The organism is Ectothiorhodospira mobilis (assembly GCF_900114895.1).
In the GTDB taxonomy this organism is placed as follows: Bacteria; Pseudomonadota; Gammaproteobacteria; order Ectothiorhodospirales; family Ectothiorhodospiraceae; genus Ectothiorhodospira; species Ectothiorhodospira mobilis_A.
This window is the reverse complement of record NZ_FOUO01000003.1, coordinates 15,158-28,733: the sequence shown is the minus strand read 5'-3', so window position 1 is coordinate 28,733 and position 13,576 is coordinate 15,158. Positions and strand designations below refer to the sequence as shown.

At 69.6% G+C, this 13,576-nt stretch carries 14 protein-coding genes; 10 read left to right on the top strand and 4 right to left on the bottom strand.

Features of this window, described 5'->3' with window-relative positions; translation table 11 throughout:
- Nucleotides 1-36: 36 nt before the first annotated feature.
- The 7 genes from BM214_RS02985 (at nucleotide 37) to nadC (ending at nucleotide 8,199) form a co-directional block, all read left to right on the top strand.
- Complete coding sequence (locus tag BM214_RS02985; protein WP_090483733.1) at nucleotides 37-1,662, top strand: thiamine pyrophosphate-dependent enzyme; 1,626 nt, start codon at nucleotides 37-39, stop codon at nucleotides 1,660-1,662.
- A 68-nt stretch (nucleotides 1,663-1,730) separates the two neighbouring features.
- Nucleotides 1,731-2,237: an indolepyruvate oxidoreductase subunit beta gene (locus BM214_RS02980; protein WP_090483732.1), complete on the top strand. Its 507-nt coding sequence runs from the start codon at nucleotides 1,731-1,733 to the stop codon at nucleotides 2,235-2,237.
- Nucleotides 2,238-3,572, top strand: coding sequence for a phenylacetate--CoA ligase family protein (locus BM214_RS02975; protein WP_090483731.1), 1,335 nt, complete (start codon nucleotides 2,238-2,240; stop codon nucleotides 3,570-3,572).
- A 32-nt stretch (nucleotides 3,573-3,604) separates the two neighbouring features.
- A complete protein-coding gene (locus BM214_RS02970) occupies nucleotides 3,605-4,042 on the top strand; it encodes an amino acid-binding protein (RefSeq protein WP_090483730.1) in 438 nt (145 codons plus the stop codon).
- Between the two features lie 22 nt (nucleotides 4,043-4,064).
- A complete protein-coding gene (locus BM214_RS02965; RefSeq protein ID WP_090483904.1) occupies nucleotides 4,065-5,369 on the top strand; it encodes a DUF3422 family protein in 1,305 nt (434 codons plus the stop codon).
- A 280-nt stretch (nucleotides 5,370-5,649) separates the two neighbouring features.
- Nucleotides 5,650-7,266 carry a methyl-accepting chemotaxis protein gene (locus BM214_RS02960; protein WP_090483729.1) on the top strand — a complete coding sequence of 539 codons (1,617 nt, stop codon included), beginning with the start codon at nucleotides 5,650-5,652 and terminating at the stop codon, nucleotides 7,264-7,266.
- Between the two features lie 93 nt (nucleotides 7,267-7,359).
- Nucleotides 7,360-8,199 carry a carboxylating nicotinate-nucleotide diphosphorylase gene (gene nadC / locus BM214_RS02955; RefSeq protein WP_090483728.1) on the top strand — a complete coding sequence of 280 codons (840 nt, stop codon included), beginning with the start codon at nucleotides 7,360-7,362 and terminating at the stop codon, nucleotides 8,197-8,199.
- Between the two features lie 49 nt (nucleotides 8,200-8,248).
- Here the strand turns inward: nadC and mazG are convergent, their stop codons facing one another.
- The 3 genes from mazG to BM214_RS02940 form a co-directional block, all read right to left on the bottom strand.
- Nucleotides 8,249-9,055: a nucleoside triphosphate pyrophosphohydrolase gene (mazG, locus tag BM214_RS02950; RefSeq protein WP_177217565.1), complete on the bottom strand. Its 807-nt coding sequence runs from the start codon at nucleotides 9,053-9,055 to the stop codon at nucleotides 8,249-8,251.
- 6 nt (nucleotides 9,056-9,061) lie between these two features.
- Nucleotides 9,062-9,628 carry a YfaZ family outer membrane protein gene (locus BM214_RS02945; RefSeq protein WP_090483726.1) on the bottom strand — a complete coding sequence of 189 codons (567 nt, stop codon included), beginning with the start codon at nucleotides 9,626-9,628 and terminating at the stop codon, nucleotides 9,062-9,064.
- Between the two features lie 65 nt (nucleotides 9,629-9,693).
- Nucleotides 9,694-10,377 carry a TIGR04211 family SH3 domain-containing protein gene (locus BM214_RS02940; RefSeq protein WP_244887830.1) on the bottom strand — a complete coding sequence of 228 codons (684 nt, stop codon included), beginning with the start codon at nucleotides 10,375-10,377 and terminating at the stop codon, nucleotides 9,694-9,696.
- A gap of 163 nt (nucleotides 10,378-10,540) precedes the next feature.
- On the opposite strand from BM214_RS02940, the gene BM214_RS02935 reads away from it, so the two are divergent.
- Nucleotides 10,541-10,969 carry a rhodanese-like domain-containing protein gene (locus BM214_RS02935; protein WP_090483724.1) on the top strand — a complete coding sequence of 143 codons (429 nt, stop codon included), beginning with the start codon at nucleotides 10,541-10,543 and terminating at the stop codon, nucleotides 10,967-10,969.
- Here the strand turns inward: BM214_RS02935 and BM214_RS02930 are convergent, their stop codons facing one another.
- A complete protein-coding gene (locus BM214_RS02930; RefSeq protein WP_090483723.1) occupies nucleotides 10,970-12,454 on the bottom strand; it encodes an AAA family ATPase in 1,485 nt (494 codons plus the stop codon).
- A 158-nt stretch (nucleotides 12,455-12,612) separates the two neighbouring features.
- Between BM214_RS02930 and BM214_RS02925 the strand changes: the two genes are divergently transcribed.
- Together BM214_RS02925 and fabA are read left to right on the top strand one after the other, a co-directional pair.
- A complete protein-coding gene (locus tag BM214_RS02925) occupies nucleotides 12,613-12,936 on the top strand; it encodes a hypothetical protein (protein ID WP_090483722.1) in 324 nt (107 codons plus the stop codon).
- Between the two features lie 99 nt (nucleotides 12,937-13,035).
- Nucleotides 13,036-13,548: a 3-hydroxyacyl-[acyl-carrier-protein] dehydratase FabA gene (gene fabA / locus BM214_RS02920; RefSeq protein ID WP_090483721.1), complete on the top strand. Its 513-nt coding sequence runs from the start codon at nucleotides 13,036-13,038 to the stop codon at nucleotides 13,546-13,548.
- Nucleotides 13,549-13,576 lie beyond the last annotated feature (28 nt).

The following is a 13,576-nucleotide window of genomic DNA, read 5'->3' as shown; positions in this document are numbered from 1 at the left end:
GTGCCGGGCCTGTTCATCCGAATCGGGCATCGACTGATGGCAACCAACCAACGACTGCTCCTCAGCGGCAATGAGGCGGTGGCCCTGGCCGCCCTGCACGCCGGCACGCACCTGGGCACCGGCTACCCCGGCACCCCCTCCACCGAGATCCTGGAGGCCCTGGACCAACTGGGGGGACGCGCCCAGTGGGCCCCCAACGAAAAGGTGGCCCTGGAAGTGGCCCTGGGGGTGTCCCTCGCCCGGGGGCGCAGCCTGGTGACCATGAAGCACGTGGGGGTCAATGTGGCTGCCGATCCGCTGTTCACCGCCGCCTACATGGACCTGGTGGGCGGACTGGTGCTGATCTCGGCGGACGACCCGGGCATGGCCTCCAGCCAGAACGAGCAGGACAACCGCCACTACGCCCGCGCCGCAGGGGTGCCCATGCTGGAACCGGCGGACGCCCAGGAGGCCTACGACTTCACCCGGACCGCCTTCGAGCTCTCCGAGCGCTGGGGCATCCCGGTGATCCTGCGCATGACCACCCGCATCTGCCACGCCCGCACCCAGGTGCGCCCCGGCCCGACCCGCCCCGGAGCCCTGCAACCCGGCTTCCAGCGCGACATCCCCGGCCGGGTCATGATCCCCGCCCACGCCCGCCCCGCCCACCGCAAGCTGCGGGACAAGCTGGCCCAGATCGCCCGCTGGAACGACGCCGAGGGCCCCAACCGGGTGTACGACGGCGACCGCCGCCTGGGCATCATCGCCTCGGGGGTATCGGTGATGCACGCCCGGGAGGCCGCGCCCGAGGCCCGGGTCCTGTCCCTGGGGCTCACCTGGCCCCTGCCCATGGAGACCCTGCGCCGCTTCGTGGGCGAGGTGGACCGCTGCGTCGTCATCGAGGAGGGGGACCACCTGGTCTACGAGGCCCTGCGTGCCGATGGCCTGGCGGTGGAGGGCAAGCCGGAGATGTATCGCTTCGGCGAACTGAACGTGCCCCGGGTGCGCCGCATCCTGGCCGGGGACACCTCCCCCGAGGCCGCGCCCCCCGCCGGCAAGCCCCCGGAACTCTGCAAGGGCTGCTCCCACCGGGAGGTGTTCGAGGTGCTCGGGCGTCTGAAATACATCGTGGCCGGGGATATCGGCTGCTACACCCTGGGGGTGCTGCCCCCCTTCGAGGCCATGGACACCTGCGTGGACATGGGCGCCGCCATCGGCGTGGGCCTGGGCCTGCGCCACACCCTGCCGCCGGAGGAGGCGCGGCGGGTGGTGAGTGTCATCGGCGACTCCACCTTCGTGCACTCCGGCCTCACCGGGATCGCGGAGATGGTCTACAATCCGCCCCCCACCGGTCACGTGGTCCTCATCGTGGACAACGACACCACCGCCATGACGGGCCGCCAGGAACACCCCGGCACGGGCCGTGCCCTGAACCACGCCCCCACCCAGAAGATGGACCTGGCCCAGGTGTGCCGCGCCATGGGGGTGAAGAACGTGCAGGTGGTGGACCCGCAGAAACCGGAGGACGATTTCGAGGGGGTGCTGCGGGACCTCATGGGGCGGGACGAACTCTCGGTGCTCATCGCCCGCCGCCCCTGCGTCCTGGCGGCCCCCATGATCCGGCGCTACGAACAGGCCGCCCGCGAGGGCGCCACAGGTAGCGCGCAGGCCCCCACGCCCTGAGGGCGCATGCGTACCGGAGCGGTCCCGCGGCGGGGCCGCCATTCCTTGTTCTATCGGGAGGATCCGCCATGGCGGTAACCAATATCGTGCTGGCCGGACTGGGGGGTCAGGGAGTGGTCACGGCCTCGGACCTGTTGTCCACCGCCGCCTTCTCCACCGGTCTGCAAGTGAAAAAGAGCGAGGTCCACGGCATGAGCCAGCGCGGCGGCTCGGTGACCAGCGACGTGCGCTTCGGGGAGCAGGTGTTCAGCCCCATGGTCCCCGACGGGGAGGCGGACTTCCTGCTGGTGTTCGAGCCCTCCCAGGTGGAGATCAACCGTCACTGGCTCCGCCCCGGGGGCATGCTCATCACCCCCGACGACATCCCCGAGGGCAGCCTGCGCAACCGCAAGAGCCTGAACGTGGCCCTGCTGGGGGCGCTGTCGGTGCAACTGGACTTCGACGAGGCCACCTGGATGCAGGCCATTCGCACCCGTCTGCCCGAGAAGATCCATGCCATCAATGAACAGGCCTTCGCCATCGGGCGCGGGGCCGGTGAGCGGCTCGGCCGCAAGACACAGACCGAGGGGGTGTAGATGCTCAAAGAACGCTGGAACGACGCGGCCGGGGGGTTCCATCCGGCCAGCGCCCCGGACTTCCTCCCGCTGGAGCGGCTGCGGGAGGTGCAGCTGCGGCGCCTGCGGGCCGTGGTGCAGCGGGCCTACGACCACGTGGACCTGGTGCGCCGGCGGATGCAGGAGAAGGACATCACGCCCCAGGACATCCGCGACCTCTCGGACATCGCCCATCTGCCCTTCACCACCAAGGCGGACCTGCGCGACACCTACCCCTTCGGCCTGTTCGCCAGCCCCATGGGGGAGATCGTGCGCCTGCACGCCTCCTCCGGCACCACGGGCAAGCCCATCGTCGTGGCCTACACCCGGGAGGACCTGGAGGTCTGGGCCGAGGTGATGACCCGCACCTTCGCCTCCTGCGGCCTGCACCGGGGGGACATCGTGCAGAACGCCTTCGGCTACGGCCTGTTCACCGGCGGCCTGGGGGCCCATTACGGCGCCGAGGCCCTGGGGGCCACGGTCATCCCCGTCTCCGGCGGCAATACCGAGCGCCAGCTCATGGTGATGCAGGACTTCAACGTCACCGCCATGTGCGCCACCCCCAGCTACTTCCTGCACATCCTGGACCGGGCCGCGGACATGGGCATCGACCTGCGCGACCTGCCCCTGCACACCGGGGTCTTCGGCGCCGAGCCCTGGAGCGACGCTATGCGCCGGCGCATCGAGACGGAGGCGGGCATCCGCGCCTATGACATCTACGGCCTGTCGGAGATCATCGGCCCCGGCGTGGCCAGCGAGTGCAGCGCGCAGCACGGCCTGCACATCTTCGAGGACCACTTCTATCCCGAGGTCATCGACCCGGACACCGGCGAGACCCTGCCCGACGGCGTGGAAGGGGAACTGGTGCTCACCACCCTGAGCAAGCAGGCCATGCCCGTGCTGCGCTACCGCACCCGGGACATCACCCGCATCATCCCCGAGACCTGCGCCTGCGGCCGCACCACGCGGCGCTTCCAGCGGGTGGGCCGCCGCTCCGACGACATGTTCATCATCCGCGGGGTGAACGTCTTCCCGTCCCAGGTGGAGGCGGCGCTGCTGCAGGTGGAGGGCACCCTGCCCCACTACCAGATCATCCTCACCCGCGACAACGGGCTGGACCAGATGACCGTGGAGGTGGAGGTCACCCCCGAGGTCTTCAGCGACCAGGTGCGGGCCCTGGAGGACGTGCGCGCCGCACTGGCCAAGGCTATCGAGCACATCCTGGGCATCCGCGTGGGCCTGCGCCTGGTGGAGCCGCGCAGCCTGGCCCGCAGCGAGGGCAAGGCCAAGCGCGTCATCGACCGGCGCGACCTCTGATATCCACGGGCCAGCACGGGAGCATGCGACCCATGAAACTGCAACAGATCTCCGTATTCCTGGAAAACCGCTCCGGGCACCTGGCCGAACCCCTGGACCTGCTGGCCCGGGAAGGCATCAACATCCTCGGCCTGTCCCTGGCGGACACGGCGGAATTCGGCATCCTGCGCCTGATCCTGCGGGATTGGGGCCGCGCGGAATCCCTGCTGCGGGAGGCCGGGTGGGTGGTCAAGCTCACCGAGGTGGTGCCGGTGGACGTGGAGGATCACCCCGGCGGCCTGGCGGCGGTACTGCGCAGCGCGGGCGAGGCGGACCTGAAGATCGAGTACATGTACGCCTTCTCCCTGCGCCGTCCGGGCCGGGCCGCCCTCATCTTCCGCTTCGCGGAACCCGACCGGGCGGTAGCCCACCTGACCCGGGCCGGGTTCCGGGTGCTGGAGGCGGAGCCCCTGCTCGCCGCCGTGGAATGACGGAGGAACACCGGCCATGAACCTGACCCTGCCCGTGAAGGAACACGCCCTGCGGCGGGTGCTCACCGGCGAGCTCCACGCCCGCACCTTCGAGCCCATCCGGGCCCCGGCCCAGGTCTCCCACATGGCCTTCCTCTGTGGCGAGCGGGGTACGGGGGTGAACAACCGCCACCTGTGCCGCCTGCTGGAGCACTTCGGCGCGCCGGTGCCGGAGGAGCTGGGGCAATATTACATGGCGGACCTGGGGGACATCCGCCTGCACTGGGAGCGTCACACCGAGTTCGTCACCTACACCTTCACCCGCTCGGCCCCCTTCGATCACCCCTTCCGCGACCCGGTGATCCGCCGCATCCCCGAGGACTGGCTGCGGGACTGCCCCGGGGAACTGGTGACCGCCGTCTCCATGGCCATGGAGTCCGGGGACATGCCCGAGCGGGACCTGACGGAACTGTCGCAGCTCTTCGAAGGCAACATCGTCGTCGGTTCCGAGGTGGTGGGCGGCAAGGGCCGGGCCTGGTCCGATCTGCGCATCCACGACGACGGCCTTGCCTGGATCCTGCTGCGCAACGACGGCCTCTCCGAGGCCCAGGCCGGGCGGCTGGTGAAGCGCATCCTGGAGGTGAACGCCTACCGCATCATGACCCTCCTGGGTCTGCCCATGGCGCGCAAGGCCAGCCGCTCCCTGAGCACCGCCGACCGCCGTCTGGCGGAACTGGCGGCCCGCATGGCCGACCCCGAGGCCCAGGAATGCGGCCATTCCCAGAACGAACTGCTGTCGGACCTGAGCCACCTGGCCTCGCAGATCGAGGCGGTGGCCGCCCAGACCACCTACCGCTTCGAGGCCTCCCGGGCCTACTACCGGGTGGTCAAGCAGCGCCTGGAACAGCTCCGCCAGCGCCGTATCGAAGGACTGCAGACCTTCACCGAATTCCTGGACGCCCGCCTGGCGCCGGCGGTGGCCACCTGCGAGTCCGTGGGGGAACGGCAGCGCAACCTGGCGGAGCGGGCCGCCCGCCTCACTGCCCTGCTGCGGGCCCGGGTGGAGGTGGACCTGCAGGCGCAGAACCGCAACCTGCTGGAGTCCATGGACCGCCGTGCCCGCCTGCAGCTGCGCCTGCAGGACACGGTGGAAGGCCTTTCGGTGATCGCCATCAGCTACTACGGCGTGGGCTTGGCGGGGTATGCCCTCAAGGGTCTGGAAGGCATGGGCCTGCCGGTGAACCCCACCCTGGGCATGGGCCTGGCCACGCCACTGGTGGCCTTCAGCGCCTGGCTCTTCCTGCAAAAGGTGAAACGGCGCATCCTGCGGGACGAACAGCTGGACTGATCCCGGCGGCGGATGCCCCGCCCTTGACCGGCGTCATGCCTCCCCCCACGGATCCCTGGCAGGCTGGGATGCAGCACCCCCGCACTAAGGGGAGGCGCGGTCGGGCACCATGAGGGGGCATAGGGGCTTCAAGAACGGGCGCCCGCGGCCGATACGGGATAGACAAGCGGCGGACCGGCCCGCATCACCCGGTGGAGGGGCGGTAGGACAGGGGAACCCCAACGAAACCGCCGGGGCGTACTGAACGCGCTCGAAAACACGTATCCTGCGGGGAACCGACATGCGACGTATCACTGATCTGCCCATCTGGGTCCGCCTGGTGGCGGCCCTGGGCCTGATCCTGCTCCCGGCCTGGGCCGGCATGATCTGGTGGGCCGTGCACGAACAGCGCCAGACCGCCATCGAGCAGGCCGAGACCTTCACCGGCACGCTGCACGAGATGACCATGGCGGGGCTCACCACCCTCATGATCACCGGCACCACCCACCGCCGCGACGAGTTCCTGGACCAGATCGTGGAGCTGCACAACGTGCGCGATCTGCGGGTGCTGCGGGGAGAGCCCGTGAGCCGTCAGTACGGCGAGGGGGAGGAGAACGAGATCCCCCGGGATGCCGTGGAGCGTCGCGTCCTGGAGACGGGGGAATCCCACATCGCCCTATCCCCGGACCGCAGCGAACTGCGGGCCGTGATGCCGGTATTCAACCAGAGGGACTATCTGGGCAAGAACTGCACCAGTTGCCATGCCATGGCCCAGGAGGGGGACGTCCTCGGCGCGGTGAGCATGCGCGTCAGCCTGGACGACGTCAACGCCGCCGTGGGGCGTTTCGGCCTCAGCATCACCAGTATCGCCTTCCTGGTGAGCATCCCCGTGCTCCTGGTGATGTATCTCTACACCGCGCGGGCGGTGACCCATCCCATGCAGCAGATGACCCGGGGCCTCAGGGGCATCGCCCAGGGGGATGGCGACCTCTCCCACCGCCTGGAGGTGCGGGGGAGTGACGAGATCGGTCAGGCGGCCCAGGCCTTCAACGCCATGATGGACAACTTCCGGGACCTGATCGCCCGGGTCCTGGACTCCACCGCCCACCTGGCCCAGGCCGCCAGCGACCTGGCCGCCATCACCGAGCGCACGGATGCCGGCGTCAGCAAGCAACGCTCGGAGGTGGATCAGCTGGCCACGGCCATGAACGAGATGAACGCCACGGCCCAGGAGGTGGCGCGCAACGCCCAGCAGGGGGCGGATGCCACCAGCGAGGCCCAGTCCGCGGCCCAGGGGGGCAAGGAGGTGGTCTCCGGCACCATGGCCCGTATCGGCCAGCTGGCCGACGAGGTGCAGCAAGCGGCCGACGTCATCCGGGAGCTGGACAAGGACAGCGACGAGATCGGCAAGGTGCTGGACGTGATCCGGGGCATCGCCGAGCAGACCAACCTGCTGGCCCTGAACGCCGCCATCGAGGCGGCCCGGGCCGGGGAGGCGGGCCGCGGCTTCGCCGTGGTGGCGGACGAGGTGCGCTCCCTGGCCAACCGCACCCAGAGCTCCACGCAGGAGATCCAGGAGATGATCGAGCGCCTGCAGCAGGCCAGCCGCAAGGCGGTGACCGTCATGGAGGAGAGCAAGGAATCGGCCCAGTCCAGCCGCGACAGCGCCTCAGAGGCGGACCAGGCCCTGGACGCCATCAACAACGCCGTGGCCACCATCAACGACGTCAACAGTCAGGTGGCCAGCGCCGCGGAGGAACAGAGCGCCGTGGCCGAGGAGATGAACCGCAACGTCACCAGCATCTCCGATGCGGCCGAGGAGAACGCCCAGGGGGCCCGCCAGACCACCGAGGCCTCGGAACAGCTCTCGCGCCTGGCCCGGGAACTCCAGGACTTGGTGGGTCGCTTCAAGGTATAGTCCCGGCCGCTCCGGGACCCGACCCGTGGCGGGCACGGATGAGCCCGCCACGGGTTTGCGGTATGCTGTCGCCCCCACCCCGGGAGACCCTGCATGAGCACCCCCACCCCCCCCGACCACAGCATCGATGCCTGCGTCCGCACCGCCCTGGAAGAGGACCTGGGCGGAGGGGATGTCACCGCCGGGCTGATCCCCGAAACGGCCTATTGCCGGGGCCATGTGATCTGCAAGGAGGCGGCGGTGATCTGCGGGCGGCCCTGGTTCGATGCCGTCTTCCAGCGCATCGCACCAGGGGTCACCATCCGCTGGTGGGTGTCCGAGGGCGAGGCCGTGGATGCCGGCAGCCGCCTGGTCACCCTGGAGGGTCCGGCTCGGGCCATCCTCAGCGGCGAGCGCACCGCCCTCAACTTCCTGCAGACCCTGTCCGCCACCGCCACCCTCACCCGCCGCTACGTGCAGGCGGTGGCCGGAACCGGAGCCCGCATCCTGGACACGCGCAAGACCCTGCCGGGTCTGCGCCGGGCGCAAAAGTACGCCGTCACCTGCGGCGGCGGCCACAATCACCGCATGGGCCTGTACGACGCCGTGCTGATCAAGGAGAACCACATCCTGGCCGCGGGCTCCATCGCCGCCGCCGTGGCCGCCGCGCGGCAGCAGGCCCCCGGGGTGACGGTGGAGGTGGAGACGGAGGATCTGGGCGAGGTGGATCAGGCCCTGGAGGCGGGGGCCGATATCATCATGCTGGACGATTTCGATCTAGAGGGGATGCGCCAGGCGGTGGCGCGGGTGGCTGGCCGCTGCCCCCTGGAGGCCTCCGGCGGGGTGGACCTTCAGCAGGTACGGGCCATCGCCCTCACCGGCGTGGACCGCATCTCCGTGGGGGCCCTGACCAAGCACGTGCGCGCGGTGGACCTGTCCCTGCGGCTGGAATAGGCAGCCGCCGTACGGCCATCGCACACACACGCGCCCCCGCCCCGGGGACTCACGCCCCCGCCCGCTTGGCCTCCTGCCATAACCCCTCCAGGGCCTCCAGGGACTGATCCTCCGGCCGTTGTCCGGCGCGGGCCAGGGCGGCCTCCATGTAGCGGAAGCGGCGTTCGAACTTGGCATTGCCCCGGCGCAGGGCGGCCTCCGGGTCCACCGCCAGGTGGCGGGCCAGATTGGCCACCGCGAACAGCAGGTCCCCCACCTCTTCCTCCAGGCGGTCGTGGGCGGCGCCGGCGGCCATCTCGGTGCCCACCTCGTCCAGTTCCTCGCGGATCTTGTCCAGCACGGGCCCGGGGGCATCCCAGTCGAACCCCGCCCGGGCCGCCCGCTTCTGCAGCTTGGCGGCCCGGGTCAGGGCCGGCAGGGCGTGGGCGACGCCATCCAGAAGGCCGGGCGGATCCTGCGCCTGCCCCCGGCGCGCCGCCCGTTCCCGAGCCTTCTCCGCCTCCCAGGCGGCGTGCTGCTCCGCCTCGGAGTCAAAGCGCTCCCCGGCGAAGATATGCGGATGCCGGCGCACCAGCTTCTCCGCCAGGGTGGCGGCCACATCGGCGAAGTCGAAGGCCTCCTGCTCCTGGGCCAGGCGGGCATAGAACACCACCTGCAGCAGCAGATCCCCCAACTCGGCGCGCAGGTCCTCCATGTCCCCCCGCTGCACGGCATCGGCCACCTCGTAGGCCTCCTCCAGGGTGTGGGGGACCAGGGTGTCCATGCGCTGTTTCAGGTCCCAGGGGCAGCCGTGCTCCGGATCCCGCAGCCGGGCCATGATCTCCAGCACCCGGGCCATGGGTTCTTGTCCCGTCATGGCCCCTCAGAAGTCCAGGCGGATGCCGAAGTGGATGTTGTCGTCCACCTCGAAGTCCCCGCCCCGTTCCAGGTCCGCCTCCATCAGGCGGTAACCGATGAAGCCGCGGGCCCCCGGGGTCACTTCCAGCTCGTAGCGCAGACCCAGATCGTAGAAATCGTCCGCATCACCGAAGGTGGTCACCTTGGGGGCGTAATGGGCACTGACGGAGACGTACATGGGGGTGTTGGCGGGGATGGTGTAGCGCACCTCCCCCCCCAGGCCGATGGACTGGAAATCCCGGTCCGGCTCATCCAGGAAGCCGAAATAGGCCTTCGCGCCGACGCCGAAGGTGAGGGGCCGCTCCCCGGCGGGGACGCCCGCCACGCTCAGGCCCGTGCTCAGCATCACGTCGTCCTCGTCGTCGAAGAACAACCCCATGGACAGGTCCGCCCCGCCGAACCCGATGCGCTCGGAACCGGTCAGGTAGGTGAACTGGGCCGTCTCCTCGCTCAGATAGGCATCCAGGGTATCCGCCGCCGCGGGGGTCACTGCACCGGCCAGGAAGGCCATCGCCAAGACACGTTTGTACATGATTTCTCCTCTGCACGATCGGCCCCCCGGGGGGGCCTTGGTATGAAAATCCGCAATGGTCGCAATCAGTCGATCCAGCCGGAGGCGCGCCGCCGCAGCCGCACCCGGGTGAGCAGGATCCCCAGCAGCAGGCAGCCGATGGAGACCCCCGCGCCATAGAGGAACCAGTCCTTGCGGTCATCCTCCCGCAGGCGACGGTTCTCCTCCAGCAGCTGCCGCACCCGATCCTGTTCCTGGGCCAGACGGGCGGTGAGTTCCTCGTTCTCCCGGGCCTTTTCCAGGGGATCGGCCGCCAGGGTACGCAGATCCTCCAACGCCTTCTCCAGTTCCCCCACCCGGTCGGAGAGGGCGGACGCCCGCTGCGCCTGCCGGTCCCGCTCCGCCTTCAGCTCGGCGCTCTCCTCCCTGAGGGCATCGCGCGCCGCCTCCAGGGACTCAATGCGGGTACGGGCCTCCTCCAGCAACACCCGGGCATGGGGACGGTCCATGAGATACCGGGTCTGCACCCAGCCCTCGGTACCCCCCTGGGTGCGGATGCGGGTATAGCCCTCCCCGTCGTCCTCCAGCACGGTCACCGGATCGCCGCTTTCAAGGAAGGTGAGGATACGGTGCTGGAAGGTCTTGCCCCGGCGTACCGCGATCTCCAGTTCATCACTGACATAGGCGGTGGTCTGAGCCCCGGCGGGGGGACTCCAGGCGGACAGGAGCAGTCCCGGTCCCACGATCAGCCCCAGGAGGAGGATGAGCATGCGTTCCACGAATATTGTCCTTTATCAAAATTTCCCGGATGGGCGAGAATGCCGGGTGCGCCCCCGGCGCGCGTATGGCGGGGCACGGCCCTGCTGCGGGTCCGGCCACCATGCCGCCACACTCTATCAGAACCCGTCCGACCACGGAGGACACACAGGTCTCATGTCCAAACACGATCCCATCGACCTCTCCCCCAGGGAGGCCTACGAGATGCTCCAGTCCGACCAGCGCACCCTGCTGGTGGACATCCGCTCCAGCATGGAATACCTGTTCGTGGGCCATCCCAAGGGGGCCCTGCACATCCCCTGGATGGATGAGCCCGACTGGACCCGCAATTCCCGCTTCGTCCCCGAGGTGCGCAAACTGCTGCTGGGCGGTGCCGGCCAGGAGGGCGGCGACCGGGGCGCCTCGGTCATCCTCATCTGCCGCAGCGGCAAGCGCTCCCTGGATGCCGGGCGCGAACTCATCGCGGCCGGCATCCCCCGGGTCTACCACGTGGGCGAGGGCTTCGAGGGGGATCTGGACGAACAGCACCACCGCTCCAGCATCAACGGCTGGCGCTACCACGGCCTGCCCTGGGAGCAGTGCTGATCAGGGCGATCCGCGCCCCGTACCACCGTCCCCCGGTGACTGGGATCCGGGCAGGGAGAGCAGCGTCGCCGGGACCTCTCGGGGCACCGTGCGGCGCCGCTGCCAGGCCCGGTACCCCCGTTCCAGGAGCAGGGGGATAAAGATGAAGAGCTCGTAGAGCCCCCGCAGCACGGACCCCAGTACATACACCGCCAGGGCCAGCCAGGACAGCAGGGCAGCGAGTACGGCCAGGGCGGTCACCGCCAGTCCCCCGGTCACCACCCCCAGGGATTGCAAAAAGATCTGCAGTGGCAGGGCCACCAGGGCCAGGGGCAGGGGCAGGAGGACCCCCAGGACCAGACAGGTGAAGGTGGACAGCCACGCCGTCGTCTCCATCTCCCCTTGCAAAGGCCCCTGCAGGAGCGGGACCAGGGTCTCCCCGGAGACGGCCTGAAGATCCCGGCTGGCCGCCAGCAGGGCCAGGAGCACGATCGCCAGAAACACGAGGGTCCCCCCCAGGGCCACGCTGCGGCGCCGCATGCGCGGATCCAGAACGGTGAAGGTGGGGATGAGCCGGCTGGCGCGGCGCGCCTCGCTCACCAGGCCGCCCCCCAGTACCACGGTAAGGATCACGGCCCCCACCGCCCAGGGGGCCAGGGTCATGCCCTCCATCGCCGTCCCCTCTCCCAGGGCACGTCCCATGGCGGGCCCCACGAGGAAGAACAACACCCCGGCGGCCACCCCCTGCAGGGCCAGGATGGCGGCGCTCACGGCCAGCAGACCGGTGGAGGCCAGGAAGATATCGCGGGCGGGGACCGCCCCCCGCCGGAGCCTGCGGTAGCGCCCCAGCACGGTGTCCAGATGGCGGGTCTGCTCGCTCAGGGCGCGCACCGCATGTTCCAGTTGGTGCAACCGCTCCCCCAACTCCCTCCAGGCGGGCAGGAGCCCCTTCAGGGTCTCCAGGCGGGACTGGCTGGCGCGGCGGTATTCCTCCAGGGCCTCGCGGCCGGCCCGCGCCATGGAGTCGTGGATCTCCTCCAGGATCTGCCCCACCCGGGGATCGGCCTTGGGCGGGGCGGCGGCCAGGGCGTTGGCGGTGCGCACCCAGGCCGGTTCCTCGGGCACCTGGTCGCGGGCGCTGTGATAATCCTGCTCCAGGGTCTCGATCTGTTGCAGGATGCGCCGCTCCAGGGCGGGGAAGCCCCCCAGGTCCCGGTTCACCCGCAGGTGGACGCCGCGATAGGCGCGGTCGAAACGGGCTTCCAGACGGCGCAGTTCCACCCCGCGCAGATAGCGCAGATGGCCCCGCCTCAGGCGGTTCCGGGCCTGGCGCACCGCGCGGGCCGCATGGCGCAGCAAGAGGGTCAGGGCCCGCGTGCCCCGGTGGAGGACCCGGTGACTCCAGGGACGGGCGGCATAGGCCAGCCCCATGAGGATCAGCAGCCAGGTGATGGCGGACAGGAACGGTTGGCCGGCCCAAGGGCCGGACAGGGCCTCAACGGTCATGGATACTCCGGCGCCCGCCACAGCGGCGGACCTGAAGGTAGAAGACCCCGATTATGGCCCAGGGGACCGCATCCCTGGCAATGCCCTCAAGTTCTCCCCAGGGTCGCCGCTATGAGGGATGACACGCCTCGCCTGATGAAAGATCAAGGGAACCTCCCATGAACCGAAGCCAACTCGAACATGCCTCCGGGTCGCTGTGGGCCCCCTACCGCGAGTTTCCGGAGATGAAGACCGCCGGTGCGGTACTGGGGTTCCTCCCGGCGTTTATGGACACCCAGACCCACGAGACCCATCTCTCCATCAACGAGGACGGGTCCCCGGCCCTGATCCACCTGCTGGACGGTCTGCCGGACCATTGGGTGGTGGAACGGGACGAGCATGGCCGCATCACCGCCCTGAAGGAGGGCATCGTGGCCGGCTTCATGCGCCAGGGCCACTTCTACACCCGGTCCCAGCTGGCGCAACTGCGCTGGGACGCCTAAGCGGGGCAGGGATGCCCGAGCCATTGGGCGCGGCCCCTTGTGCCCGGATACGGAATCCGGTCCAATAGGCGACTTTCCGATTGGGACCGCCCTGCCTCCATGCAAAAGAACAGCTACGAACGCGACGAACTCCTGCAATGCGGCTACGGGGAGATGTTCGGCCCCGGCAACGCCCAGCTCCCCGTGCCCAACATGCTGATGATGGACCGCATCACCCACATCAGCGACCAGGGCGGGGCCTACGACAAGGGGGAGATGCGGGCGGAGCTGGACATCTCCCCCGACCTGTGGTTCTTCGACTGCCATTTCCCCGGGGACCCGGTGATGCCGGGTTGCCTGGGGCTGGACGCCATGTGGCAACTGGTGGGGTTCTACCTGGCCTGGATCGGCAACCCCGGACGCGGCCGCGCCCTGGGGGTGGGGGAGGTGAAGTTCACCGGCCAGGTCCTGCCCACCGCAGACCGGGTCACCTACCAAGTGGACGTCAAGCGCGTCATCACCCGCAAGCTGGTGCTGGGGATCGCCGATGGGCAGGTCTTTGTGGACGGCCGCCTGATCTACACCGCCAAGGACCTTCGGGTGGGGCTGTTCACCTCCACCGAGGGCTTCTAATCCCCCGAAGGGGCTGCACCAGGCGTCA

What these genes read in the sequence shown, in the direction of transcription:
- BM214_RS02985 (WP_090483733.1), top strand. Translation starts at nt 37, where the DNA reads ATGGCAACCAACCAACGACTGCTCCTCAGCGGCAATGAGGCGGTGGCC.
- BM214_RS02980 (WP_090483732.1), top strand. Translation starts at nt 1,731, where the DNA reads ATGGCGGTAACCAATATCGTGCTGGCCGGACTGGGGGGTCAGGGAGTG.
- BM214_RS02975 (WP_090483731.1), top strand. Translation starts at nt 2,238, where the DNA reads ATGCTCAAAGAACGCTGGAACGACGCGGCCGGGGGGTTCCATCCGGCC.
- BM214_RS02970 (WP_090483730.1), top strand. Translation starts at nt 3,605, where the DNA reads ATGAAACTGCAACAGATCTCCGTATTCCTGGAAAACCGCTCCGGGCAC.
- BM214_RS02960 (WP_090483729.1), top strand. Translation starts at nt 5,650, where the DNA reads ATGCGACGTATCACTGATCTGCCCATCTGGGTCCGCCTGGTGGCGGCC.
- nadC (WP_090483728.1), top strand. Translation starts at nt 7,360, where the DNA reads ATGAGCACCCCCACCCCCCCCGACCACAGCATCGATGCCTGCGTCCGC.
- mazG (WP_177217565.1), bottom strand. Translation starts at nt 9,055, where the DNA reads ATGACGGGACAAGAACCCATGGCCCGGGTGCTGGAGATCATGGCCCGG.
- BM214_RS02945 (WP_090483726.1), bottom strand. Translation starts at nt 9,628, where the DNA reads ATGTACAAACGTGTCTTGGCGATGGCCTTCCTGGCCGGTGCAGTGACC.
- BM214_RS02940 (WP_244887830.1), bottom strand. Translation starts at nt 10,377, where the DNA reads ATGCTCATCCTCCTCCTGGGGCTGATCGTGGGACCGGGACTGCTCCTG.
- BM214_RS02935 (WP_090483724.1), top strand. Translation starts at nt 10,541, where the DNA reads ATGTCCAAACACGATCCCATCGACCTCTCCCCCAGGGAGGCCTACGAG.
- BM214_RS02930 (WP_090483723.1), bottom strand. Translation starts at nt 12,454, where the DNA reads ATGACCGTTGAGGCCCTGTCCGGCCCTTGGGCCGGCCAACCGTTCCTG.
- BM214_RS02925 (WP_090483722.1), top strand. Translation starts at nt 12,613, where the DNA reads ATGAACCGAAGCCAACTCGAACATGCCTCCGGGTCGCTGTGGGCCCCC.
- fabA (WP_090483721.1), top strand. Translation starts at nt 13,036, where the DNA reads ATGCAAAAGAACAGCTACGAACGCGACGAACTCCTGCAATGCGGCTAC.